19 protein-coding genes are annotated in these 25212 nt (G+C 55.5%); 8 read left to right on the top strand and 11 right to left on the bottom strand.

The window, feature by feature from the left end; translation table 11 throughout:
• Window positions 1-173 precede the first annotated feature (173 nt).
• The 3 genes from Pla100_RS22945 (at window position 174) to Pla100_RS32475 (ending at window position 2758) form a co-directional block, all read left to right on the top strand.
• Complete coding sequence (locus Pla100_RS22945) at window positions 174-1088, top strand: AraC family transcriptional regulator (protein WP_146580555.1); 915 nt, start codon at window positions 174-176, stop codon at window positions 1086-1088.
• Window positions 1089-1386: 298 nt separating this feature from the next.
• Window positions 1387-2532, top strand: a complete 1146-nt coding sequence (locus tag Pla100_RS22940; RefSeq protein WP_146580553.1) for a hypothetical protein — start codon at window positions 1387-1389, stop codon at window positions 2530-2532.
• Between the two features lie 94 nt (window positions 2533-2626).
• The gene (locus Pla100_RS32475) at window positions 2627-2758 is read left to right on the top strand and encodes a transposase (protein WP_146580551.1); all 132 of its coding nucleotides are present in this window, start codon (window positions 2627-2629) and stop codon (window positions 2756-2758) included.
• A 291-nt stretch (window positions 2759-3049) separates the two neighbouring features.
• Here Pla100_RS32475 and Pla100_RS22930 read toward each other — a convergent pair whose 3' ends face one another.
• The 7 genes from Pla100_RS22930 to Pla100_RS22900 all read right to left on the bottom strand — a co-directional run bounded on the left by Pla100_RS22930 (window position 3050) and on the right by Pla100_RS22900 (window position 14399).
• Window positions 3050-3601, bottom strand: a complete 552-nt coding sequence (locus tag Pla100_RS22930) for a DUF1579 domain-containing protein (protein ID WP_146580549.1) — start codon at window positions 3599-3601, stop codon at window positions 3050-3052.
• Window positions 3602-4599: 998 nt separating this feature from the next.
• Window positions 4600-6033 (bottom strand): right-handed parallel beta-helix repeat-containing protein, encoded by a 1434-nt coding sequence (locus Pla100_RS22925; protein WP_146580699.1) that lies wholly within the window; start codon window positions 6031-6033, stop codon window positions 4600-4602.
• An 82-nt stretch (window positions 6034-6115) separates the two neighbouring features.
• A complete protein-coding gene (locus Pla100_RS22920; protein ID WP_231603414.1) occupies window positions 6116-8239 on the bottom strand; it encodes a heparinase II/III family protein in 2124 nt (707 codons plus the stop codon).
• Between the two features lie 8 nt (window positions 8240-8247).
• Entirely contained in the window at window positions 8248-9528 is a 1281-nt protein-coding gene (locus tag Pla100_RS22915; RefSeq protein ID WP_146580545.1) for a DUF1552 domain-containing protein, read from the bottom strand.
• 10 nt (window positions 9529-9538) lie between these two features.
• Window positions 9539-12076, bottom strand: coding sequence for a DUF1592 domain-containing protein (locus tag Pla100_RS22910; RefSeq protein ID WP_231603412.1), 2538 nt, complete (start codon window positions 12074-12076; stop codon window positions 9539-9541).
• A 158-nt stretch (window positions 12077-12234) separates the two neighbouring features.
• Entirely contained in the window at window positions 12235-13857 is a 1623-nt protein-coding gene (locus tag Pla100_RS22905; protein WP_231603410.1) for a FecR domain-containing protein, read from the bottom strand.
• Window positions 13857-14399 (bottom strand): sigma-70 family RNA polymerase sigma factor, encoded by a 543-nt coding sequence (locus Pla100_RS22900; RefSeq protein WP_146580538.1) that lies wholly within the window; start codon window positions 14397-14399, stop codon window positions 13857-13859. Before Pla100_RS22900 ends, Pla100_RS22905 begins: the two co-directional genes overlap by 1 nt.
• Window positions 14400-14958: 559 nt before the next feature.
• Here Pla100_RS22900 and Pla100_RS22895 point away from each other — a divergent pair.
• From Pla100_RS22895 to Pla100_RS22885, 3 genes are all read left to right on the top strand, one after another.
• Window positions 14959-15159 (top strand): hypothetical protein, encoded by a 201-nt coding sequence (locus Pla100_RS22895; RefSeq protein ID WP_146580536.1) that lies wholly within the window; start codon window positions 14959-14961, stop codon window positions 15157-15159.
• Window positions 15160-15391: 232 nt separating this feature from the next.
• Window positions 15392-16711, top strand: a complete 1320-nt coding sequence (locus Pla100_RS22890; protein ID WP_146580534.1) for an MFS transporter — start codon at window positions 15392-15394, stop codon at window positions 16709-16711.
• Window positions 16712-16851: 140 nt separating this feature from the next.
• On the top strand, window positions 16852-17802 hold the full coding sequence (locus tag Pla100_RS22885; RefSeq protein ID WP_146580532.1) for a DUF4886 domain-containing protein: 951 nt from the start codon (window positions 16852-16854) through the stop codon (window positions 17800-17802).
• Window positions 17803-18367: 565 nt separating this feature from the next.
• On the opposite strand, the gene Pla100_RS22875 is transcribed toward Pla100_RS22885, so the two are convergent.
• Window positions 18368-19744 (bottom strand): magnesium chelatase, encoded by a 1377-nt coding sequence (locus tag Pla100_RS22875; protein WP_231603435.1) that lies wholly within the window; start codon window positions 19742-19744, stop codon window positions 18368-18370.
• 277 nt (window positions 19745-20021) lie between these two features.
• Here Pla100_RS22875 and Pla100_RS22870 point away from each other — a divergent pair, with 277 nt between their 5' ends.
• Window positions 20022-20696, top strand: coding sequence for a hypothetical protein (locus Pla100_RS22870; protein WP_231603408.1), 675 nt, complete (start codon window positions 20022-20024; stop codon window positions 20694-20696).
• Between the two features lie 768 nt (window positions 20697-21464).
• Entirely contained in the window at window positions 21465-21854 is a 390-nt protein-coding gene (locus Pla100_RS31840; RefSeq protein WP_231603406.1) for a hypothetical protein, read from the top strand.
• 178 nt (window positions 21855-22032) lie between these two features.
• Here the strand turns inward: Pla100_RS31840 and Pla100_RS22860 are convergent, their stop codons facing one another.
• From Pla100_RS22860 to Pla100_RS22850, 3 genes are all read right to left on the bottom strand, one after another.
• Window positions 22033-23427, bottom strand: coding sequence for a phytoene desaturase family protein (locus Pla100_RS22860; protein WP_146580528.1), 1395 nt, complete (start codon window positions 23425-23427; stop codon window positions 22033-22035).
• Window positions 23428-23550: 123 nt separating this feature from the next.
• Entirely contained in the window at window positions 23551-23802 is a 252-nt protein-coding gene (locus tag Pla100_RS22855; protein ID WP_146580526.1) for an acyl carrier protein, read from the bottom strand.
• A gap of 87 nt (window positions 23803-23889) precedes the next feature.
• Complete coding sequence (locus Pla100_RS22850; protein WP_146580695.1) at window positions 23890-25149, bottom strand: beta-ketoacyl-[acyl-carrier-protein] synthase family protein; 1260 nt, start codon at window positions 25147-25149, stop codon at window positions 23890-23892.
• Between the last annotated feature and the right edge of the window lie 63 nt (window positions 25150-25212).

The raw sequence follows: 25212 nt of genomic DNA, 5'->3' as shown, positions 1-25212 counted from the left end.
AATGCTATTTTCACAGGCCGGACGAGGTTCGAACTGACCGGCAAAAGACGATTTCCTATAATCAGTGATTCAAATATCAGCCGTGAGGGCAACGCCGCGACCGCAACCCTTGCCCCGTCTCGTCGCGTGATAAGCATTCGGTTGAACACATCATCCAAACCAACATCGATGCGATGCCGGACATTTCCGACAACAACCGACGCCGAATCGTCGACACTTGCCTGTTGATGGAATGCGACTTGAACTTTCGCTTCACCGTCGCCGGACTAGCGGAATATGCGGACTTGTCCGAGTTCCATTTCCAGCGGCTCTTTCGCCAGGTCGTCGGCGAAAGCGTGATGTCGCATCTGCGGCGACTTCGTCTGGCCAACGCGGCGTTCATCTTGAAGAATTCCGATTGCCCGATCACCCAAGTCGCGATGGAATCCGGTTTCGCCACCCATGCCGGTTTCACTCACGCTTTCACTAAAGCCTATGGACAATCGCCCGCCGATTTCCGCGCCAACAACCTGCGACACGCCTACATCAAACTGCCGACACCCGGCGCTCCGTCAGCTGATCGCGGTGCGCTCGCCGCTTGCCCGTTGTCAGTCCAAATCGAAAGGACGCCGACGCGGCGGATCGCTTTGATGCGTTACATGGGACCGACCAGCGGCATGGCGGGGATATGGCCCGAAATGATACGGTGGTGTCGACAACGTGGTCTGACCAAAAAGAACTCGACGTTCCTGGGAATCCATTACGATGATTGGAGCGACCACATCGAAGCATCGTCGGCCGTCTACCGATACGATGCGGCAATCGAGATCAACAGCATGTTTCAGACTGACCGCGTTGCCAGCACGACCTTCATCCCCGGAGGCCAAACGGCGTTGGTTCATTTTCACGGATCGCTTACCGAACTCGATCGAACTTGGCGAATCTTTGCAGAACAGTGGTTGCCCGCCAGCGGTTATCAACCGCGACTGAATTTTGTCTACGATCTTTATCCATCCGAATTAATCCTCGGTTCACGGCTGTCGCAAACGATCGCCACACTCCGTGGTATCGATTGCACGTTGTGTATCCCAATCTGCCAACCCGAGTAGGGGCTTCAGTCGGGAACACCATCACCTTTGCAGGGGACGACAACGCGAGCTACGAGAAAGATTGTCCGAAGAAGGCCGCAACAACGTCGTTTAAGAACATTCGATTAAGAAAGCAGCCAAGCGACTGCATCAGCTGATGAGCGGCGAGAGAATCGACACATGAGTCCGTGGCGGTAGGGACGTTAATGCACCCTCGGCTAGTTTTCGATCGCCAGCCTTGGTGACACCGTTCACTGATCTCCAATCGCGTGCTAGAATCGCGCAGGTTAGAAATCTCTCTGGTCGAATAGGCTCTGCGATGTCCACTTCCGCCGATTCTGATTTGATCGAGTGCCCCGCATGCGGGTTGTCGATGAAGATTCGCAGGCTGGATGTCGCTTCGCGAGCGGTCTGCCCGGGATGCCGTCAAACGATCCAGTTACCCGCCAAAGGACAATCGTTGTCCGCGGTCAGCACGTCCGCGTTCGACGAACTTCCGCCCGCCGTCGTTATCACCGAGCCTGTGCATCGGCCGAAACGTCGCCTGTGGAAAAAAATCGCCGGTCAAGTTTCCGGCACAATGGATCGTCAACGCAAGAGTCTGATTCGCGCAGCGATCGTGTTGTTGGTGATTTTGGCGATGGCAAGCATCGGTGTCGGGCTTTACTTGGGCCGCGAAAAAATACCGCTCCAGGCCGTCAAGACTTACTTGAAAAACGAGGACTCGCCCGACAAGGTGCTGGACAATTTCCAGCGTGCTGTCGTTGCGGTGCTCGCTCAAATGGAATCGATCAGCGACGAAGATTCGAGGGACAATGCGATACCACGACTGAACGGCTTCAGCACAGGTTGCCAATCCTTATCGACACGCGCCATCGCGATCGGACCGCTACCAGAAGAACAGTTTTCATCGCTGAAGGATCGTATAAAAAACGAGGTGACGGCGTCAGCGCAGCAGGTCATTGATGCGGCCAAACGACTTATGAGCAACAGCAAACTGAACAATGCGAAGTTGCAACAGTCGCTCTACTTACAGCTCTCCGCCGCAGAGCAAATCGGATCGACGTTGGAGACGGCCTGGCGACCGATTCCCTCGCCCCAATCCGCTTCCGAGCGTCTTGCCCACGAAATCAAGATGATCCGCTACCGAGTCTGGGGTGCATCGTATTCGGTAAACAATCAACGAGACTATGATCAGCTAGGCGGAATCATCGAAACGGCCGCCAACGAATTGGAATCGATTCTGGGCCGCTTAACCGTGCAGGCCGATAGACAGACCGACGTATCGGAGTCGATGATAAGCTCCAAGTACAACGACGAGTTGTTGGCCGACACACTGAAACGACTGAGCGTTCTCCAATCTCGATACGGCCCGCTGGGAAATGCGAAGGCGACGGATCGCTATCATGATGCGTTGGAAACCATCGGCAATCGCGTAACCTCCGTCGAGTCACAACCGCTTTGATCGCGGGCTGCCGGGTAAACTTTCGTCTTGTGCCGGGAGGTGCCTCAAGGCGGAAGCCCGAAGGCTGCTGGGGCGCGACAATGTCGTACCGAGCATGATTGCGGCGATTCAGACTCACCGACAACTCTTGCACTGGCATCCCCACCTGCATGTGTTGATCACGTGCGGCGTCGGACGCTCTGGTTTCGTCGATCGCAAGACACTCCGGTGTCGGCCACCGGAGTAGGTTCAGTGCCCGCAGACTCCCTTGCTGTTCGACCAAGGATACGCCCACATTATGCATTTCCACTTAATGCACCTACTGCTGATATGTGCCATCGGAGTTTCACTCTGAAGCCCTTTGTCTTAGTCTGTTCCGGCTATCGGTCGAGAACTGTTTCCGCTCGGCTTCACTATGCAGCGCGGGCGGCACTACACCGGCACAATTGTTGAAGCCAACGACTGCTGCGGAAAGAAAAAGCAAGCGTTCGAAACGCTTGCAGGTCAAAATCTTGCGTGATGCTGATAATCAGCTCATCTACTTCTCTTTTCTTGTGTAAGCCAATTGCATGAACTTGGTTTCTTCGCTGCCTTGGGGAGTAATGTACATGGTCATCACACGTCTTCGATCCATGTAGACCGTGGTCAACCTGTGTTTGGCCGGGTTGCCGTCCATGCCAGGTGCAATTCCGACAAGTGTCATTGTCTTTTTGTCTTTGTCGTAGTTGCCCTTCATATGCATTATTCCAGGACTCAAAGAATCCACCCAGGTTCCAACGTATTTCTTTGTCTCGGCGTCATAGCCAGTGCTTCCATGGCCTTTGAATTCTAACCCCATCATTTTGCCTTCAAAGTTGCTGATCAGCCAAAAGTCGCCCAGCATCCTGTTGGATTCAATGCCCTTGGTGACTTCAGGAGTTCCAGTTGCGTAATTGGTGATTTCAACATCCCACTCCCCGGCATCGTTTTTAAGAACCTCGTATTCGGGGCCTGCAGATGGGACCTGAGCAACCGCGTTGGATTGCAAGAGTCCGCATTGAACAATCGCGCAACCGAACGTTAAGATAAACAATTTGAGTAAGTCTGTCATTTTGACGTCCTGGAAAGTTCTGAAACTGAATGTATCGCTAACGGTCGGCGAGAATTGGTTATTCTAGCGGACAAGTGATGTATACTATACCTATCTCGGGAAACACAGCTGCGAGCACTTAGTCCCTTCGGATCCCAAAAGTAACGCAGTCACGAAACCGACCAGTAGACCCGAGAAAGCCCAGGGCACTCATCGGTTTAGTCCAAACCGGACCACGAAGCGTGCCAGCACGGAGTCTTGATTGCGGTGCACATTGGCAACTTAGGACGAATCGTCCTGACTCATTCAAGACCAAGTTGCCAGGCTGCTTCGGTTTCATCGATCGGGACAGTGATCCGAAGTCGGCCACCGGAGCATCATTCGCGGAGGTTGGTTACGTTCGTTAGCTGCGCAAGGACACGTTCTCATAGGCGCGCAAGCGAAAAAGTCGCCGCATCCGGTTCCGTACGGTGCCGAACACACGCGTCACGGGCATAACCCTGTGGTCGCAGGTTGGAATCCAGTCCCTGTTACTTGTATGTTTTCACGGTAGCGAAATCCGGCTACCATCGGGGTTGCTTTCGATTAGATCGTGGTCAGTCTTTTTCGCGATCGGGTTAAGAGACATTTAGGCTACTACGGGCTTGAACCCAACGCGATTCGCTCGTTGATCCGCTGGTCCTTGTGGTTCTCGACCGCAAAGCACGCGGTGTTTTTCAACGACCGGAGAAGCTCGTTCAAGCATCTCCTGGTCACTTTTTTCAAACTCGCGAAACTCATCGAGTGTCTTGATCCTTTCGTATCGCCTGCCTGGAATAATGGTCGTCCTTGCCGCCAGAGCCCCAACGTCTCGAGCCGTCCTCATTTCCGCTTCGAATCGTCCAGGGTCAGCGGCTCGAACAGATCAAAGTCCGGCTTTTGCTGACGCATCCACTTGCGACGGACGTGAGTCGGCAACAGTTGTAAGGTCTTTTGCTGGCCGTGATTTGATGGAGTAACGTGGCATCTCGTGAGCGCGCCTAATCGATCTGTTTCACGTTCCAGCCGTCCACAGTCATTTCACCGTGAACCCCGCAGGCAAATGTCAGAGACGCTTCTAGGCCGGCGTTTTGATTGACACGAGCGGAGTCGATTCGGTCAGCGTCAAATACATTCGAAAGCACGTTACCGCTCATTGTGGCTGCATAGCTCTCGTCATTGCGAAGCAGCGGTCGCGATTGCTTATGACACTCGACGACGTTATCGCGAATGACGATGGTTGAAAAATTGCTGTCGCGGTGGAAACCGAATAGCCCCTCGGTACGTGGTGTTGCCGTGGCTCGTGCGATGATGTGATTGTTTCGAACCACGAGATTGCTGATGGGCTCATTAATCCAGATGACACCACGACCGGGATTGCTAACAAGATTGTTGTGAAAAACCGCCGGCCCTTTTGCGGGAGCCTTGCCAAATCCTGAGATCAGATTGCCGTGGTCCGCCTGTGGATCGAAGTCGAACAGGTTGTGGTCGATCTCGACGCCGTTGCGCACGAACTCAATGCTGTAACTGTCCTTGAAGTAGTTGTGGTGGATGTGGAACGTCTTGCCGCTCTCGGGGACCGGCCCGCCAGCGTGCTTAGGAATTGAAATGGTACCGTGACACACGTTGTGATCGAGTTCGTTGTCCTCGTCATTCTCGAACGGGAACTCCATGCTGAAATTCACTTCGATGGTATTGTGATGAACCCGGCACTGTCGGGCCTGCCGCACTTTGATGCCATAGAATTCGTGTTCCTTCCCCGTGCGGGTGCGGGTGAAACGGTTGTCGAAGATCTCGCATTCGCTCATCCAGACGGCGAAGATGCCGCCGCCGGTGATGCCGCCCTTCACTCCCGGTTGGCCTTTCTGCCAACGCCCGCCGGCATCGACGAACTCGCAGTCGTGAATCTTCGTCCTCTTCATGCCGAAAGTGCGGATGCCGCTCCACATCGTCTCCTTGATCCGCAGGTGATGCAGGTGCACGCCGGTGGAAAACCAACTGAAAATCGCCCCGTGTAATTGTGGGCCGTACAGAGTCATGTCCGAGATCGCGACGTCGTTGGTGTCCCGCATGATGCGGATCAGATAGGCATCAACGTCCAGCCCTTCCAGTCTCATTTCGGGGTCCGGCAGCGTTTCGGTGGACGGTCTCCACTTGGGAACGTGAGTGAGCGTGGTTTTATCCATTCCCGCACCCTTCAGCGTGATGTTACCGCTTAGTTCCAGCGTAGCGTCCAGTTCAAACGTTCCTGCCGCGAGTTCGATCGTATCTCCTGCTTTCGCGATCTTCACCGCAGCGACGAGTTCTTGCGTTGTTCGGATCGGTTCGTTTGCGAGGACCGGCACAGCAAACGCCAAGAAGAATGTTCCCAGTAATGGTGCGTGTAAAAGTGTCAGGAATGAGTGAACCAAAGAGTTCTTTGAGTTAATACTCATCCGATAACCTTCGAAAGCTGATGAGAGCAGACGTGACTTCGCCCAGGCACAAGGAAAGCCAGAAGCACTGCAATGATCCACTTCATTCTGGCTGTTTCCTCTCCCTGCTTCGAAGCCGGACATAATCTTCGGGAGATGCCGTCTGCCGAATACGGGTAAAAACCTCGGTGGGTAGAAGCGACGGAGAATTTCCCGCGACCACGCTCCGACCGGCCCCGCCTTTCTCTTCGACATGGATTCTCCCATGATCGCCGGGTTCGATCTTCAGGCGGAACTGACGACCGTCGGTAAAGCGGACAGAGTACACGTTACCATCTCCGATCGATACTGTCTCTACCGGGTTGGTCGCTCCCGGTTTCAGGGGCACCAGGAGGGTTACGTGGCGCAATGTCTCTGATTCCGTCCGATGGGTCACGAGGCGGGCTGGAATATTCTTAAAGTAGGAGCGATTCTCTGGATCGGGTAAAACCTGCGTCTCGAAGCCTTCAGACGCCAAGGGGACGATGGCGAGGTTCGGCTTGCCATCTTCTCGGGTCACGACAGCCATTGTGTCCGGATCGATTTCGACCTGATCGGTCAGCAAATTCCAGTAGAGATCATACTGATGAGTCGTCGGTGTGCCGGGAACGTTGGCGTCGTCGATCACGAAAAACAGGTCCGGCTTGAGAAATAGAACGCGCCGAACGTGAACCGGATTGCGATCTCCGACACGACTCACCCCGCAGGCGAAATCGTATTCGGGTGTCGATTCCCAGGAAGCGTCGATCGGGCTGCCGTAGTTGTTGTTCCGCTTGGCGGTCTTGCCATCAATGAACACCGTGCTGTGATCCTTGGCTCCACCGAGGTTCTTCCTGCCATGGAGGGAATCGTAGAGCAGGGGGTGCCCGTAGGCCCAAAGTGCCACGCTGTTGGCGTCGTCGTGTGCGTGACTGGCTCGACCGTCCGGCCCTGCGTCCAGCGCTAGGTAATTTGCGCTCGTATCCCAACCCGAACGCATGATGCAGATTCCTCCGTAGGGCAGATACACCGACGAAAAGTCAGGCGTTTTGCCTTCTTTGCCCCGTGTGGCGACATAGCGAAAATCGTCGCGGTGCGGATAGTTCTCGAGCGCCCGCAGAAGCAGGTTGTCGGTAAATGCCAAATAGTGGCTGGCCTCTTCGGAATGACCCTGCCCATAGAAATAGCCAGTGCGATCTGGCGGGCAGAGTTTCATGGTGAAGTCGGCCAACTTCTCGGCCCGCTTTAGATAGTCCTCGGGAAATTCATCGTGCCGTCCCCATTCCCGAGCGCGCTCATAGATTTCCTGCACGCCGTTAAATCCCAGGTGAGAATACCAGAACGAGAATTCGAAAAATGTTCCGTCCGGAAGGTAGCGCCAGTCCGTGAATTCATACAGTGCCTCGATCGCGAATTTGCGCCACATTGCCGATTCCGGGCATTCCGGGAACATCCCACCGATGGTATAGAGACCTACCATTTCCGCCCCCATCCAGTTGCTGGTGTCACGTTGGGTGAGCGAAAGACTTGAGTAGTATTTTGCCTGCTGTATCAGGGACTTGCTCATGATCACCAGCGTGTCGTCGGTAAATTCGGGGTCCTTGCGAAAGGTCACGTAGCTGTTCCACCAGGAGTAGCCGGTGCGCAGTCCGAAGTTGAGAGTGGTCCACGGTTCGGGCGTGCCGCCTTTATGATCCGGAGTCACATCCCAAAGCTCGCTCGGATAGGGAAAACGCTCCACGAAATCACGGATCAACCAAGCTGCGGTCTTGGCATGCTTGGAATCCTGTGACTGCGCGTAAAGCGTAATCAAGCCGAGCGTGTCGCCGTCGTAGCGTGCTTGGAAATGTGGCTCGAACGTGCCGTCTTTGATCCGTTCGTTCAAGTTCGCAACCCGCGACTCCGCCCACGTCGGATAGCGAGGCAGTTTCGACTTCCGCGGTCCCCGATCTTTCACGAAGCGCGCTTCGAAGTGTTTCACATTATCACGGTTGCGAAGGTAGTCCGCCCATGCTTTTCTCGCCTGCGGCCAGTCAGATCGAGACACGGTTTCTTGAACCTTTGAGAGGCCGGGCAGGCTGAGGTCGACCCGGGCGAAAAACTGCTGGTCTGTCAAACCGGCTTCTTTTGTTCCTCCATCGTCGGCCACTGCCGGCAGAGCGATGATTAAAGCGGCGGCGATCAAGAGAGTGACAGGTGAAGTTCTCATAACGTTTTTCATAGTGCTTCCAGCCCCCGCATCGTTCCAGTGCTGGTGGCGAACTTGTCCGTTTCGATGCCGAGTCTTTGCAGAACACTTACAAACAGGTTGGGCAGCGGGTAGTCGCTGTTGGCGCCGAGAGCGAGGTGCTGTGCGTGGCGGAACCCGCCTCCGGCGATCAAGACGGGTAAGTTGTTGTTCGCATGGGAATTGCCGTTGCCCAAAGCCGTGCCGTAGATCACTGATGTCGTGTCGAGCAAGGAACCACCGCCAGCATCGCGCTCATCCAATCCACCAAGCAACGTGGCGAGTTCTTGAAACTGAGCTTCTTCGATACGTCGGAGCTGCTCAAGTTTTTCAGGCTGATTGCCGTGGTGCGTCAGCGGATGCGTGCCGGTGCCGACTCCGGGAATATTTGGCTTGGCATCGTTCTGGTAGACGAAGATCGAAACCAGTCGCGTCGAATCCGTATCCATCGCGATGCGAGCGAGGTCATACATCACACGAGTCCGCTCGATCAAAGCGCCGGGATCGTCATAATCTTGCGGCGGTGCCATTTCAACACTCGGCTTAGGTTGTTGCTCCCACTGCTCACTCTTGTGCAATCGTTTTTCGAGATCGCGAACGCCAGTGTAAAATTGGTCCAGCTTGTCTCGATCTGACGAACCGACTCGATTTCCTAGCTGTTGTGCTCGTTCACCCACCGAATCAAGAATGCTGCGTCCGTGACGAAGCTTCGCGAGCTGCGCTTCGACTTCCTGCTTCGAACCCTGCACGAACAATTTCCGGAACAACCGCGACGGTGAATCTTCGCCGGGAATTTGCACACCGGACTGCGTGTACGAAAGGCTTCGCTTTGTACCGACGGATAGCGTCAAGGATGGAAACCGGGTCAGATGCCCGATACGTTCAGCTGCGAACTGATCCACCGAGATCGAGTTCCGAAATCCCCCCATACCGGGATGTGGTGCTGCGGTCAGGAAACACTGCTCGGCTTCGTGACCACCATCAACTTCAGGATGCGAGACACCGGAGAAGACAGTCATCCGATTCCGGAATTTATCGAGGATCTGCAAGTACGGCGAAGCCTTGTAGTCGCGGCCTACGCCGTCGGGGAAAAAGTACTTGGGAAGAATGCCCTGATTGGTTTGAATCGCGATGAGACGCTGCGGCCCAACAGGGGCTTCCGCAGCGGCAAAAGCCGGAGCCATTGCGTCGAGCAGCGGTAAAGCAAGCCCAACGCCAAGACCGCGTAATACCGTGCGGCGACTGATATATGATTGAGAGTTCTTGGTCATGAAGGATACCCTATTTCGATCGAAATGTCTTGCTGAGGATGACTTGTTGGAGCAATGTGCGAATCGGGTATCCCTCTTTCCTGCTTTCACGAAGGATCGAGTTCACCACATCGCGATCCACGAACGAAACGCTCGCACCGGTTGCGAAAGTTAGAAACCGCTCGGTCAGATTGCGTGCAAGTTGCTCGTCCTGAGCGACAAGTACGTTTCTGAACTCGTGTATGTCGTTAAACGCATGACCGTCATCGGTGACACCAGAAGCGTCTACTGGCAATCCTTGTCGGTATCTCACGTCGCGAAGTGCAACGACCTGATCAAGCTTTTTGCCTTCACCCAAGCTGCGGTAGTGGTCACGCCATTTGCCCATCACGTCGAAGTTTTCCAACGCGAAGCCCGGTGGGTCGATTGACTTGTGGCAACTCGCGCATGTTTCCGATCGGCTATGCTTGGCCAATAACTCTCGAACCGTGGTGGCACCGCGAGTATCCGGCTCAATGGAGCCAGCGCCGGGTGGTGGTCGCGAAGGCGGAGTTCCCAAGATTCGGTCCATCACCCATACGCCTCGTAGTACTGGCGAAGTCGTCAAGCCGTTGGCAGTGACCTTCATCACGCTGCATTGAGTTAGCAGGCCGCCATACGGTGACTCTGCCGGCAATGTGACGCGGCGAATTTGCATTCCCTTCACTCCATCGATTCCGTAAACCTCCGCCAGTCGCTCGTTGATCATCACGAAGTCAGAGTCAACGATCGTTTTCACGGGCAGGTTCTCACGAAGCATTTCGGCAAACGTCGCTTCGGTTTCCGCCACGGCTGAAGCGACAATAAGGTTGTCTGAGAAATACTCAGGGAACAGATCACGATCTGGAGATGTGTCGTGAACTTTCCGAAGGTCGAGCCACTGGCCCGTGAAGTCACTGATGAACCGCTTGGACTTGGGATCGGCAAGCATCCGATCAAACTGCCTTTGCAATCCGGCGTCGGTCAGCAATTCACCGGACTCCGCCACTTCGATCAATTGGCTGTCCGGCATGCTTCGCCAAAGCGTGTATGACAACCGAGCTGCAAGGGCATAGCCGTCCAGTTCACCCGGCATTTCTTGCAGATAAAGAAAGTCTGGCGAGCAAAGTACCGCCTTGTAAGCCAGTCGCATCGCATCCTGAAAGCAGGCTTTGTCGTCAATAGCGTCGAGTGCGAATGCGAGACAACGCTGTATTTCGGACTCCTCCGGCCTTCGACGATAGGCTCGCTTGATAAATCGACGCAACAGCGTTTCCGCGTCCTTGCGAGGCTCCTTTGAGACCACCATCACCATGTCTGGCGACAATTGAAACGCCTCGCGCAGCCCGTGCTTGTTAGCGGTTAAGTCTGGCAAATTCAGAGGCTCAGGCGGCTTCAGCCCGCTCGCTTTTGTCCAAGGCTCAATCGGCAGATCACCGAACAGTTGTCGATAACTCACTGACGGCCAAGGTTGATCGTCTGATCCACCCTCGCACGATTCATCAGCGAACGGCCCCTCGATCTCAAACCAATCCACTGCGATACCGTGGCCGCGATAGCCCTTCATAAACGACTCATGAGCTTCCCGTTGCGACTTCGGATCTTTCTGCTTTGTCGTGTGTGAAACTTGCCGATCGTCCATTGTCGCGCAATAGAAATCGAGCAGCTCCTTCTCTTGATGCCATGCAACAAACTCGACGACGCCTCCATCTTCGCCCTCGGGAACATCGAATTTTGCCAGAACTCGCTTGGCGGCCGTCGTGATCCATGCCACTTGGCCTTCTTCTGGTGGAAGCAACTCGCCCTTGTCCCACAACGCCGCACGACAGCGAACACGGAAGCGATACCAACCTGGGATTTGTTGCGATGTGTTGCGAATGTGTCGTGGGGCTTGAGCGTTGTTGGGTTGTTGCCAGAACCAAGTCCACTCGGGACGCTTGTCGACGCTGCCGTATCGCTCTTTCCAGTCCTTACCGAGATAGCGACCTTCTTCGGTGAACCACGTGCGGACTTTGGTCGGCTTTGGAGCCGGCCGCAAACGCATCGCACCGTCGATCGCCACTTCGGCAGCTTCGAGATAGCGGGCCAACTGCACGTAGGATATCTCCTGTGCCGCAGCGACGTTGTCGAAACCGTCTGATTCAGGATCGGGCGGCAGCATCTCTTTGAGTTCCAACCACGGAGCCGCCAGCAGATCGCGCATCGTGGTTTCATATTCGACCGGGTTCAGCCGCCGTCCACCCACGCGACCACGAGTCGCATAACGATCACGCCAAGTCGACTGCAGAGCAGAAGCCGTCAACTTCGTGAATGCTGCAACTTCCTTCGGATCAGGCCGCTCTTCATCCTCAGGCGGCATCTCACCGGACACGATCCGATCGTAGACCTTCGCCCACGTGGCAAGATTCACGGTATCATCGGGTTGAACCTTCAGGTCCTGCAGATTCAGCCCACCCTCGGAATTCGAATCATCGTGGCAGTGGTAACAATGCCTTTCCATCAAGGCATGGCCGACGGGAGAAGCGGCGGCATCGACGTCAGCAGCAGACACCAATGTTGCTTGACCGAGGATCCAAACTGCGGCGATGAGGCAGGCGTATCTGCGGCATCCCGCCAAAGGTTGGCGGCACGATGGCGCCATGACGACGGGGGCTGTCGATAGCTTGACAACGCCAACAAATTCAGATTTTAAATGAAACGGACTTCTCATTATTTCGTTTCCTGCATTGGAGCCACACTCCGCCACGTTGGACCGATCCGCAGCTCATCAACCAGGCGGACTTTTGATCCCGTTGAACTCAGCAACACACGATCGAGGTGAGCATCCATGTCCACGCCGCGCGTGACAACATGCCATGTGGCCGGTTCGGCATACCCGAGCACGTCTTCTTCGCCATAGATACGGAAGTAGATTTCGTCTTCCCCTTCGCTGCGTGAGACGATCTTACCGATCCACAACGTGGTCTGTTCGGCAGGCAACACCAGCGGGCTGGTATGAAAAACTCCGCTTCCGGTCATCACACGCGGCTGAAATCCAACGCTGTGGCCAAAGCTGATCGAATCCGAGAAGTAGTCAGTCGAGGACCGAAAAGTCAGACGCAGATCTTCTCGACGCGTGTGTGATTCAGTCCGCCGCTCTGTCTCCCGTGCCATCAAACTGAAGAACGTCACACCTTCGCGGTCGAGATCGAGCGAGCGCATTAGTGACCGCACGTAAAACACGCGACCGGGCGGCAGCTTGAGCATTCCCAACCGACCACCGGGCACTGGCCATGTAACATTCATCTGGGCATGTACGATTTCAAAGTGGTCAGGTGAGTCGTCTTCGACGGGGGCTTGCCGCTCATCTGGCATTCGTTTTCGCCAGGGCCCCGCCCAACCTTTCCCGACCGTGCTTTCCTCCAGTGGCAGAACTCCGGGTGAATAGTTGAAACCTTCGTAGGCGATCAGCAAGTCGGCTCGTGAGCGCGGATTCACTCGGTTGACAAACTCTTGAAATCGTGGCGAGTTCATTGGAACTGCCGTCGGACGTCCGTCATCATCAATGGCGACACCTTCACCGGCTCGCAGTATCTTTGACAACTGCTGCGTCGCGTTAATCCGGCGATAACTGACTTCGCCATCAAGGACATGCACCTCCGTTGCCCCACTACGGGCTACTTTGACGGCGAACTCAGTGCCAAGGTCGATGACCTCGCTGGTCGGCGTCATCACGACAAATCCTTCAGCGCCATCGGTCGCTTGCACCACGATATCGCCAAGTTCAACAACGACACTTGCTGCCGACCGTAAATCAATCGTGGCAGGCCCAACCAGCACCAACTCGGCTCCCCCGTCAAACCGCAGCACGGCCGTGCCACGATCGAGTCCGAGGCGTCCGGGGTTCAGCCGCGAGCCTTCCTTCAAGTCATCGCCTTGCCAATGGCAATCTTCCGCCAACAGTATTGTCGCTAGCGGGAGGGCGGCGGTGATCGACGGGCCGTTGTTGTCGACCACTGCATTGGTTGGCGGTTGACGTGATGCCACAAAATCTATGCCCACAATGATCGCTACTGAGACCGCGATCACGAACCAGCGCATCGTAGGGCTCCAACCTGCGATGCGACCACCTACTGTAGGCGTGTGATTGTCACGGATGCGATAGTCAATGACATCGGAATCGAACGTCGGCAGGGCTTCGTCGGATAACGCCGAATGAAGATCAACATATCGCAAGTACTCGTCGCGGGCGGTGGGATCGTTACGCAGTAAATCCGCCAAGTGAGCCAACTCAGCATCCGTGGCCCGGTTGTCGCACATGGCGGAAATTAGAGACTGAAAGTCGCTGTGCATCACTCTACTCCCAGGGTGAAAGAGAGTCGCCGCTGCACACATTTCATGAGCGCCATCCGAATTCGCTGCAAGGACTTGTAGATTGCGTCGACACTTCGCCGCGACGATTCTGCGAGTTGTTCGACCGAAAGATCTTCGAAGTAGTACCCTTCCACAACCAAACGTTGATCCTTCGGTAGCTTTCGCAGGCACTCACGCAAATGAATCCGGCGTTCATCTAGCTCATCCGCCATCTCTTCACGGCGCCCGGCCAGCGCGGCGACTGTCTCATCATCCAAGAAGTGTTTCCATCGCTCATTCGTCCGCATGAACAGTCGCGTTTCATTCAGTGCAAAGCGGCACGCCCACGGCATAAAGGGCTCCGAAGGATCAAACAGTTCGTGCTTTTTCCATAGAGCAATCGCCGTGTTTTGCACGATGTCACGAGCGTCATGGACATTTGGAACGAAGCACATCACGTAGCGCAGCAACCCACGCTGGCACTCCAAAAATCGCCGCATGAACTGTTCGTAGCTGTCTAATTCGCTGGTTTTCTTACTCATTCACGTAAAGTCTGCCAGTCACGCATCGAATTGGACGTATTTCTTCAAAGATTTCGCCACTTCAAGGCCCGCCTCGTTTTGGGAGTGAAAGGTGATGAGCGAGCATCAAGCAATGGCCTGTGTCGGTTGCGAGAAATGCATTGTATTGCGCCTCGTCGGTCAGGTCAGCTTCCAGGAGGAATGCTGACTTCGGAAGTTGGTCACCCAGGGCGTCCAGATCGGACAAGCTCTGCCGTCAATGGATCCGTTGCGAGTTCAGGACGAACCGTCCTGTTCTTCGAGCAGCGTAGTACGCTCCGTTTTCATCGACCGAAGCGGAGATTGGAGTCCGCAGAAGTTGGACAAACCGCCAGCTCGAAGTGAATCCGTTTTGGATTGGAGGTGACTCAGACCGGAGCGGGTTTCGACCCGTCGCGAGCGCGCACCGGCGGCCGACATCGGAGCACGCTGGTTCGTCGATGCTTTCGAGGCGGGACACTTTGGGTGCGGGTGTACTCAAGGATCACTGAGTTATTATCGTCGCTCAGAAGATGTCTTTCGCCAGTTGTCGGTCGAACAAATGAGTTTCAGGCCGTCCGATGGCACACACACTCCGCGATGGAACGCCGAACACATGGCCGGTCGACAGTTGCTTTTCTTCTCTCAGATTTACCACGCACTTGATTCTCGCATCCCGGTCGTCGATCGAAATCCGCAGCAAATGCCCGCAGACTACGAAGCTCGCAACCTTATTTGGAGCGGTAAGGAGGAAGCACTATGACGAGCACACCGCAAACGTCCAGAAAAAGTTTCAGTTGCCCGATTGGCCGAAAGAATAATTGACCCGTCGTCGAAAACAGCGGTGAATCGACACTGAGTGAATCTCTTTTTGAAGAACGTGGCCGAACCAAGTTCGTGACTTGATTGTCCGCTAGTGAGTCCCGCCGGCACGAAGCCGGAATGACGCTTCCTGTTTCAACATTGCAATTGGCTTGGATCGAAGCCTGATCATCATGACGGCCCCGCCAATCGAGAACGAATCTGAGCCACCGTTGTATCACGAGCAACTGATTCTGCTGATTTTGGCGGCCGTGCAATTCATCACGATCGTTGATTTCATGATTGTGATGCCGCTCGGGCCTCAGTTGATGCGGTCGTTGGCCATCGCCCCCCAAGCGTTCGGATTGGTCGTGTCGTCGTATACGTTCGCCGCTGGAGTGGCAGGACTGATTGCTGCCGCAACGGTGGACCGGTTTTCTCGCCGGGCCGCGTTCATGTTTTTGTACAGCGGATTTCTTTTAGGAACCCTGCTGTGCGGACTGGCCACGAGTTATCCAACACTGCTCACCGCGCGAATCGTGACGGGCGCGTTCGGCGGCATTTTGGGTGGGATGTCGATGGCGATCATCGGCGACGTTTTTCCGGAAAGTCGTCGTGGTCGTGCGACCGGATCCCTCATGACCGGTTTCGCGATTGCCTCGGTGGTCGGTGTTCCACTGGGGTTGGTGATTGGTACGAACTACGGATGGCAAATGTCGTTCATTGCGTTGTCCGCGTTGGCATTTCCGATCTTACTGCTCGCTTGGTTTGCTCTTCCCCCCCTTGGTACTCATTTGTCCGAATCACGTCCGTTCACGGTCAAGGCATTCCGTGCAACGTTTCTGCAAGTGAACCATTTAAATGCGTTTGCGCTGATCATTGCGTTGACGATGAGTGGCTTTCTCGTGTTTCCGTTTCTGAGCGTCTACCTCGTCGGCAATGTTGGCATGACGGAGAATGAGTTGCCCATGGTTTATGTCGCTGGCGGATTGCTGACCTTGTTCGCCTCGCCGGTGGTGGGGCGATATGCCGACCGTTTTGGAAAGTTGCGTGTCTTTCGATCGATCGCTCCTGTGTCGGCGCTGATGCTGTTGTTGATCACGCAATTGCCGGCGGGCACGAAGTGGTTGGCGATTGCCGTATTTGCAACTTTGATGGTGTGCAACGTCGGTCGCATGATCCCCGCGATGGCGATGGTTGTCAGTAGCGTGGCACCGTCGAATCGTGGTGCGTTTCTGAGCGCGAACTCGTCGATCCAACACATGGCCGGCGGCGTTGCATCCTACATCGGAGGCTTGATTGTTGTACAAGCGGCGGATGGTCGACTTGCGAACTTTTGGCTGATCGGGTTCGTCTCGGCCGCCTTCACATTGCTAAGCTTATGGCTTGCCGGCCGTTTACGGTCGGCGATCGAACCGGAAGTTTTAGCGGAAGAAGTTAGCCTTCCCGCAGCAGCCGAAGCTTCGGTCGAAGCAGGAGAACCGCTCGTTGTCTGCCTGGATAAGGTGTCCTAATTGGTACGCGAGTCGTTTCCAGTAAACGTCGAAAGCTAGTACGCACTTACCCGGTGCAAGGGCAGAAGTTAATTCCGGAAAGTTCCCTAAGAACGATGAAAGTAATCGTTAACCAATTGAAAGCGCAAGAGGATTGATCCATGGAACGTTGTCCCAAAACATCTCATTCGAGCGTCGTGGTTGCCGTCACGATTTCGTTGTTCTTGGTGACGTTTTCTTCGAGCGTGCGAGCGGAACAGAAGACGATACGTCTGTTGACGATCGGTAATAGTTTTGCCGAGAACGCTCTTACGTACTTGCCGTCGCTTGTCGAATCGGCCGGACACAAACTTGTCGTTGGCCGAGCGAACTTGGGAGGATGCACGCTGGAGCGTCACTGGAAACATGCTCAACAGTTTGAGGCGGATCCCGACGGCAAGGAGGGGTCGCCTTATGGCGGTGGAAAATACTCGTTGAAGGATTTGCTGACCAAAGATCGTTGGGACTTCATCACGATTCAGCAGGTCAGTTACACGAGCCACGATTTGCAGACGTACCAGCCATTCGCCAACAATTTACATCGCTACATTCGTGAGCACGCTCCCGACGCGACGATTCTCGTTCATCAGATTTGGGCTTATCGATCCGACGATCCTCGTTTCCAAACGTCCAACGAAGGCAAAGAACCTCACACTCACGCTGTGATGTACGATCAGGTTCGTGACGCTTATCGGGCGCTGGCTAAAAAGTTAAACCTGAACGTTCTGCCCAGCGGCGATGCCATGTTTCGCGCCGACACGGATCCGGTCTGGGGATACCGCGTCGACGATCAGTTTGATTTTGAGAATGCCTCCTACCCGAACCTCCCCGATCAAAAGCACTCGCTGCACGTTGGTTGGTCCTGGAAGAAACGGGACGATGCGAGACGCGAACTAGGCATCGACGGTCATCACGCAAGCTCAGCAGGAAAGTATCTGTTGGGGTGCGTGTGGTTCGAAACCTTATACAACGAGAACGTCATTGGAAACCATTTCGTTCCCGTAGGCCTCGATCCCGAATATGCCAACTTTCTACAGCAAACGGCTCACGTCACGGTTTCCGGCGGCACGTGAATAACGATCGTTACGACACTTCATCCTTGCCGAAGGCAGGAAGGAGCGAACAAGCGGTGTGAGGTGAGGGGCGAGTACGGCGAGTTACGCTTGAACGGAAATCTTGCTGAACGCTCGATTTCCGACCCTCCCAACTTCGTCGGAGACTGCTGATTTAGTGAGCCGCAAAGCGTTAGCCGCGGGCAACTCGCCACTACCGGCAGCTAGCGGGCTGTTGATTTAGTCGTATACCGAATGACAACCATTAGCCGATGGGCGTTAGCCCCGGTTAACGGCCGTGTAAGCCGCCGCTAACGCGGTACGGCTAATTAAATCAACAGCCCGCTAGCGCCTTGCCGCTCACAATTGTAAAACGCAACACGACTAAATCGGCAGTTTCCATTAGATCAACAGGGCGATGGCACCTGTGCGACTAGTTGCGTGGTCTTTGAATCGAAACGATGCGCGGAAATCACGAGTTTCTGCGAATCGCATCGCCGCCGCATTAAGAAGGCGTCATTGATTGAACGCGAGATGTTTCACCTTCTTCTATTGATTGACAGATCAATTACCGATGGTAGTTGTCTCAGGTCTCGTAGTGGATCTTGCCGTGTTTTTGAGAGCGGCTAATTTTGTCGAGGCTGTAAAGTCCGGCCAAGATAAACTCGACGCACGAGGCCCGCATTGCTTCGTTCTCGCTCGCGTTGACTTCAAAGGCGCGGTCCCACGCCGGGGGCACGTGTTGCAATCGTTCGGCGTATTGGCGACTGGGTAACAGATCACCGACTTCGACTCGCACACCGCCGCGAAAAATTTCCGCGATTTCGGCGAGGCCGTGCTCTTCGATGTATTCGCTGAAGACGATCTGGATGGCTTCGGCGATCACCGCGTCGAGGACTTGTTTCTCGCTCATTTGATGGGTGCCCATCAAGTCGAGTTCGAGCTTGCCTAATGAACTTGCGTAGAGATGCCCCAGGTCACTGATTCGCGGGACGGCGGGTTTTTCGTTGTGAACGATGCCGCGTTGTCTCGCCGACGCCACGATCGTTCGGAAGTTCGCCAACGAGAACCGCGCCGAAACGCCGGACGCTTGATCGATGTACTTGCTTTGACGTGCCCGATTGGTGATCTCTTCGATGATCTGATACATGAAGTACGGCACGTGAACCGGATACTCACCACCGAGGTCCGAGCCGACTTCCTGTTGCAGGATTTCGATGCCTTGGTCTCGTTCACGCGGGTAGTGAGTCTGAACGATCGTGCCGATGCGGTCCTTCAACTGCGGGATCACCTTACCGCTGCGGTTGTACGTCGCCGGGTTGGCCGAGAACAAGATCATCACATCGACATCGAACTTGATCGGATAGCCACGGATTTGAACGTCGCGTTCCTCCAAGATGTTAAACAAACCGACTTGGACGAGATCGTCGAGTTCGGGAAGTTCGTTCATCGCAAAGATGCCCCGGTGCAGTCGAGGGATCAAGCCGAACGATAAGGCTTCCTCGGCGCTCATGCTAACACCGGCGGTTAATTTGGCGGGATCGATCTCGCCGATAATGTCGGCGAACTTGGTACCGGGGCTGAGTCGTTCGGCGTAACGATCCGCCCTCGGCCACCAAGCGATCTTGATGTCTTCGGGGGAATGCTCTTGCACCAAACGTCGACCGAGTGACGAGATCGGCTTGAGTGGGTCTTCGTGGATCGGCAGATCAGGATGATCGATATAAGGGATGAAAGGATCAAGGAAGCGAACCAACTGACGCATCAGTCGACTCTTGGCTTGGCCCTTCTCGCCCAAGAACAGCATGTCATGTCCGGCCAACAAAGCCAAGTTGATTTCGGGAATGACGGTGTCGTCGTATCCCACGATGCCAGGAAAGAGTTCCTCGCCGGCGGCCAGCATCCGGGAGAAATTGTCGCGGATTTCTTGTTTGACGGTTTTGGATCGCCAACCCGTCGTCATCAATTCGCTGAGGTTGGACGCGTCGGGAGGGTTCAAGGTGGCGGGATGTTCCGTGGACGTGGTCACGCGGGTCGACTCCATTGACGAGGCGGTTAAAAATGTTGGGTGGGAGTGTGCTTGTAGGTGCGTTTGTATCGTAGCGTTCCGCCTACCCGCCCGCCCGAAATTCGCGATCCATCTTGACACTTGGATCGATCAATTCGTATTGCCTGAGGAGTCCTGGAACGTTTTGTTCTTAAGATCTAACGACCTCAACCTGACCCTGGTAAACCGAATCATGGCCACTTCCTTGCTCTCTTTCGATCACAATCCTCGCTTTCGCACGCGAAACCGAGGACGAATTTTGCGATGGTTACTTGGAACGATCTTGTTGGCCACCCCGATCGGATGTGGCAAGCAAGAAGTCGCTCAGACGGCCTCATCGAACGCAGTCGCCGTTGCCAGCCCACCGATGTCGGCTGAGGACGCCGAAGCGGTCGTAAGCCAATTCCTGGATCGAATCCGACGGGGCGGTGACCATCAAGACGCGATGGCGTTGTTGACCGATCGGGCGCAATCAGAATTGCAACGAATCGGGCAAGTAGTTCAACCGATCGGTTCGCCCGACGCTCAGTTTCAGGTCACCCGCAGCACACCAATGCCTGTGGATCCTGCCGCAGGTGAAAGCCCCGTCAATGGCCGTTTGGTTCATTGCATCTGGACCGAGCCGGCCGAACAAGACGCGGCCGGCAATCCGACCGGAGCGATGCAAAACTATCAGGTCGTTTGGTCCGTCGTGATGCAGGGTGATCAATACCGCATCTCCGGATTAATTCTCGAAATGGATCCGAGCCAGCCACCGTTGGTCCTGGATTTTGAGAACGGTGATCTGATGGCGCAAATCTTAGGATCGGCCCCGGCGGCTCAAACCGCCCAGTCGCCGGGACAGACACCTTCGGATCCGATCCGCTAAAAGAAGCGGTTTCGTGATTTTTTTGGTTTCGGACGATCGAGGATTCGCCCGAATTTGCGTCGACCCCACGACCATTGACCGGCGGTGGCTCAGTAGGCTCGCAATCGCGAAAACCGCACGAAATACGCTCTTTTCCGTGATTTGTGCCCAATCAACATGCGGTGTGCATTGATTTCGAATTCCCCTGGTGCGATTGCGATGACCTTGCGATCTCGATGCTTTGGGGTATCTAGGTAATTGACAACGATGCTCCCCGGGTTACTGTAACGCAATCATCTGGACAGGCGATGCAGTCGCCGCAGCTTCCCCACGCCGCCAATCGGGCGGCCCGGAGCGTCTGGATCGGGGGTTTCGACAGCGTGTCGGGGCTTCTGGTGAATCAAGTCACATGGGGTGGTCGGAATCCGCCTCCTAGTTTTCAGGTGTGCGAATTCGGATCGCACCGAACACTCCAAACCTATTTAGGAGATGTCTATGAATCGGAATTTGGTGAAAGGTGCGACGGCCTTCGCATTGCTGGCAGGCGCGTCGTTGGTATTTAGTGGAACCGCTGAGGCTGGCTTGTTCAGCAAGTTGTTCAAGAAGAAATCAAGCTGCTGTGCTCCTGAGCCTTGCTGTGCTCCAGAGCCAACTTGCTGCGAACCAGCTCCAGAGCCTTGCTGTGCTCCCGAGCCGACTTGCTGCGAACCAGCTCCTGAGCCTTGCTGTGCTCCCGAGCCGACCTGCTGCGAGCCAGCTCCTGAGCCTTGCTGCGGTGCCGAGCCTGTGATGGAAACTTCCTGCGGTTGTGGCGACGCCGCACCGATGATGGAAGCTGCCGTCAGCAGTGAAGGTTATGAACTTGCTCCCGGCGAAACCTTGGTTCCCGGCAGCGTCACGACCGTCGAAGCCCCGATGGCCGCTCCCGTCGCTGAAGCTCCTGCTGCTCCCGTAGCAGAAGCACCTGCGGCTCCGGCTGCTCCCGCCGCACCGGCTGCTCCCGCCGCTCCTTCGGCCGGTGATGCCGTCCCAAGCAGCAGCGACGCTGCTCCTCCAGCACCGAAGAAGGAAGCCAAGAAAGCGGAACCTAAGAAGGAAGCTCCGAAGAAGGAAGCTGCCGACGAAGCCGCTCCTCCAGCGCCTCCTGTTCCCACGCCAGACGCCAACACCGACATCTAGTCTGAGTTGGACGCCCTGTGCGTCGAATGAATGAACTCATAAGAACCTCGCTCGATGATTCGGGCGAGGTTTTTTCGTGACCTGCTCCCCTGCCAGCTCGTCTGGCAGGAAGCCGAGGTTGGCAAGCTAGACACATCCCTCCGGGATAAAAACTGACGCGTCGTTGTGGTTGAAGAATTCACTCGACCAAGCAGTGGCGATTGGCCATGCTGATCCCGCTAACGATCGCACCGACGATGCCTACGAAGCCCTGATCGGTACCGCACAAATACAGGTTCGGCAAGTGCGTTGCCCCGTCGAGTTGTTTGTCCGGTGCCCCGTAAACGGCTCCGTTGTCGTGCCAAGTGAAACGCCGGATGGTCTTGGGCGTGAACACATCGGTATCGATGACGTTGGAGCGGAAGTCGGGCATGAATCGCACCGCCGAAGCCACCGCCGCGTCGTACTGGGTGACTTTCTCGGCCTGATATTTCGCATCGGGCAGTTCGCTCCATCGGTCGTGGTTGGCGAGCGTCGTGATCCGGATGATGCCGTCGGGCAGTTGGCCTTCGTCGGCATCGTAGATGTAGTTGTTGGGGCTGCAGATCACGCCCGTCCGTGCGTCGCAAAGTTCGTCCTCGGGACGTTTCCAATGGAACTTTGCCGAGTCGTTGTAAAAGACGATTGTGCGATCAAATCCCAGTTCTTTGGGGTCTCGGTCGAGCACGCTGATCGATTCGATGAACGACAATTTGCCGGCCTTGGCGATCTCCGGTGTGGTGATGTCGTCGCACATCCTCATCGTTTCAATATTTCCGGCTGACGAGAGGATTCGTTTGCCTTGGATTTCGGTCCCGTCGTCAAGCACCACGCCGAGCGCGCGTCCATCCTCGACGTGAATTTTCGAAACGCCGTGACGCAACTTCAATTCACCGCCCAAACCTCGAAACTTGCGGACAAGGTTTTTCAGAATCACGCGAACGCCTTTGTACGGTCGTCCGAAGCCTTCCAAATAACACGCCCGAAACATGATGCAAAATTGACCGAAGTCCATGTCGTCTTCGCGGGCGTTGCCGTACCACATCAACGGACAGATCAACATCTCGATCAGCAACGGTTCGCTGAGGTGTTCGCCCATGACTTCGCGGGCGCTTCGCATGAAATCCGGCGAGCCGCCGTCCATGTCGGAGTAATCCAACAAGGACCCACACAACGAGCGAAAGCCATCGATCTGATCCGGGAAGTGCTTGGCGATCTCGCTTTGGAGCATTTCGATATCGTTGTTGAAGTCCAACGAAACATCGGGAAAGCGAATCGAAGAGCCGATTTGTTCGGCGAGCTTGAAATCCTCCCAACCGAATCTCAATTGGCGGATCAACTTGGCCAGCGGTCCCCGCTTGTCGCCCTTGCGGGCGAAGTTGGTCATCGCGTGTAGCCCGACGTCGTAATCGCGGCCGCCCATGCGATAGAACGAATTCAGACCGCCGATCGTGTAGTGTCGTTCGAGGATGCAGACACGCTGATCGAAGTGGGCCAGCCGGATCCCGGCCGCCAATCCGCTCATCCCGGCGCCAATGATAATCGTGTCGTACATGAGGAAGCAGTTGGCGGTTGGCAATTAGCGATTGGCTGTTTGATTCATCGTGATCTTAGGAAGAGGATTGACGGGTTTGACCGCCATCGAACCAAGAGCGAATCGCCAACGGCCAAGAGCCATTTAGATATCCTTCATCTTTGGTTCGAGATAGGTCACCGTCGAGTGCATGCTGGCCAGATTGCCGTAGTCTTCCTCTGGAATTTGGACGCGGTGTCGTTTTCGCAGTTCCATGACGATATCGAGGAAGTCCATCGAATCGAGTTCGAGTTGGTCGCGGAATGGTTTTTGGTCATCGAGCCCGTCGAGATCTTCATCGGGTGAGATGTCGTCGAGAATATCGATGATTTCGGCGCGGATTTCGGCGGGGGTCATAGACGGTTGAGCGAAATGAAAGAGTTTGAGAGCGGAAACACGAGAGGTTAGTCACGGGGCAAGATTGTATCCACCGATGGGCGTTCCCTACACCCGGCCAACGATGACAACGGAGTTGATTCCCAACATTCCGAACGAATTGTTGAGAATGTAATCGACGCGGGCGTGCTCTTGCGGCTCGTTGAGCACCAAGCCCGGCAAATGGCAGTCCGGATCGAGGTCGTCGACGTTGATCGTCGGGTGGGTCACCCCGTCACGGAATGCCGCCAAATTGCCTGCTAGCTCGAGCGCGCCGGCGGCACCCATGGCGTGGCCGATGTAGCTTTTGGTGTTGTTAATCCGCGTGTTGGTGCACTGGCCGAAGACCGAACGCAGGGCGGCGCACTCTTGTGAATCGCCGCTCATCGTGCCCGTCGCGTGGGTGCTGACGATGTCGATTTGATCAGGTTCTAGCCCCGCCCGTTTGAGCGCCATATTGACGCACTGAGCCTGACGCTCGGGGTTGGGCAGCACAAAATCGGTGGCGTCGGTGTTCATCGCGTAACCGACCAATTCGCCGTAAATCTCCGCCCCGCGGGCCTTCGCGTCGCTGAACCGTTCGAGCGTGTACAAGCACCCGCCTTCGGCGACGACGATCCCGTTGCGACTTTTATCAAACGGTCGCGACGCCGCGGTGGGGTCGGCGTGCGAGGCCAACGCGTTTTGGCTGTTGAAACTGGCGAAAATCCCGAACGTGTGGATCGACTCGCTCGTCCCGCCGGCGATCGCCACGTCGCATTCGTGCAAACGCAGCATCTGAGCCCCCTGGATGATCCCGGCGTTGCCTGCGGCACAGGCCGCCCCGATCGTGTAGTGCGGTCCGGTGACGCCCATGTTCAGAGCGATCTCGCCGGCGGGGTTGTTGGCGACCGTGCGGGGGTTGTGGTGATGGGACCAGCAGCTCGTGTCATAGTCGAAGCCTTTGATCACAAAGATTTCGTTTTCGGTTTCGACGTTCCCGTGTTCGGTCACGCCGACGTAAATGCCGACCCGCGAACGGTCGAGGTTTTCCCAATCCAGCCCGGAGTGGGCGACGGCTTCATTGGCCGTGTAAACCCCCACGCTGCCCGCCCGGGTGCCGCGGCGGATGTCCTTTTTGGACTGGTATTTCTTCGCATCGAAATCGCACACGCCGGCCAGAGTCTCGCCGAAATAGCGGATTTCATAAGGTTGCACGCCACTGCGTTTTTCCAGCAAAGCTTGCCGGAACGTGCCCCAGTCGTTGCCGTTGGGTGCCGTCAAGCCGATGCCGGTGATGACGATGCGCTGATCGTCGGGAAGTTTCGAAGCGAGATGGGGGGCGATCACGTTGGTTGAAACCCACGAAGAACGGTTAGACACGAAGAACGGTGGAACGGTTAACACGGTCTC

It is taken from the genome of Neorhodopirellula pilleata (genome assembly GCF_007859915.1).
Taxonomy (GTDB): Bacteria; Planctomycetota; Planctomycetia; order Pirellulales; family Pirellulaceae; genus Rhodopirellula; species Rhodopirellula pilleata.
Note: the sequence above shows the minus strand (reverse complement) of the source record. Positions and strands in the feature narration are given on the sequence as shown.

Coding starts and splice junctions, on each gene's coding strand:
- Pla100_RS22890 (WP_146580534.1), top strand. CDS start 15,392: ATGACGGCCCCGCCAATCGAGAACGAATCTGAGCCACCGTTGTATCAC.
- Pla100_RS31840 (WP_231603406.1), top strand. CDS start 21,465: ATGGAAACTTCCTGCGGTTGTGGCGACGCCGCACCGATGATGGAAGCT.
- Pla100_RS22885 (WP_146580532.1), top strand. CDS start 16,852: ATGGAACGTTGTCCCAAAACATCTCATTCGAGCGTCGTGGTTGCCGTC.
- Pla100_RS22925 (WP_146580699.1), bottom strand. CDS start 6,033: ATGAGTATTAACTCAAAGAACTCTTTGGTTCACTCATTCCTGACACTT.
- Pla100_RS22940 (WP_146580553.1), top strand. CDS start 1,387: ATGTCCACTTCCGCCGATTCTGATTTGATCGAGTGCCCCGCATGCGGG.
- Pla100_RS22905 (WP_231603410.1), bottom strand. CDS start 13,857: ATGCACAGCGACTTTCAGTCTCTAATTTCCGCCATGTGCGACAACCGG.
- Pla100_RS22860 (WP_146580528.1), bottom strand. CDS start 23,427: ATGTACGACACGATTATCATTGGCGCCGGGATGAGCGGATTGGCGGCC.
- Pla100_RS22895 (WP_146580536.1), top strand. CDS start 14,959: ATGAGTTTCAGGCCGTCCGATGGCACACACACTCCGCGATGGAACGCC.
- Pla100_RS22900 (WP_146580538.1), bottom strand. CDS start 14,399: ATGAGTAAGAAAACCAGCGAATTAGACAGCTACGAACAGTTCATGCGG.
- Pla100_RS22875 (WP_231603435.1), bottom strand. CDS start 19,744: ATGACGACGGGTTGGCGATCCAAAACCGTCAAACAAGAAATCCGCGAC.
- Pla100_RS22920 (WP_231603414.1), bottom strand. CDS start 8,239: ATGAGAACTTCACCTGTCACTCTCTTGATCGCCGCCGCTTTAATCATC.
- Pla100_RS22930 (WP_146580549.1), bottom strand. CDS start 3,601: ATGACAGACTTACTCAAATTGTTTATCTTAACGTTCGGTTGCGCGATT.
- Pla100_RS22915 (WP_146580545.1), bottom strand. CDS start 9,528: ATGACCAAGAACTCTCAATCATATATCAGTCGCCGCACGGTATTACGC.
- Pla100_RS32475 (WP_146580551.1), top strand. CDS start 2,627: ATGATTGCGGCGATTCAGACTCACCGACAACTCTTGCACTGGCATCCC.
- Pla100_RS22855 (WP_146580526.1), bottom strand. CDS start 23,802: ATGACCCCCGCCGAAATCCGCGCCGAAATCATCGATATTCTCGACGAC.
- Pla100_RS22870 (WP_231603408.1), top strand. CDS start 20,022: ATGGCCACTTCCTTGCTCTCTTTCGATCACAATCCTCGCTTTCGCACG.
- Pla100_RS22945 (WP_146580555.1), top strand. CDS start 174: ATGCCGGACATTTCCGACAACAACCGACGCCGAATCGTCGACACTTGC.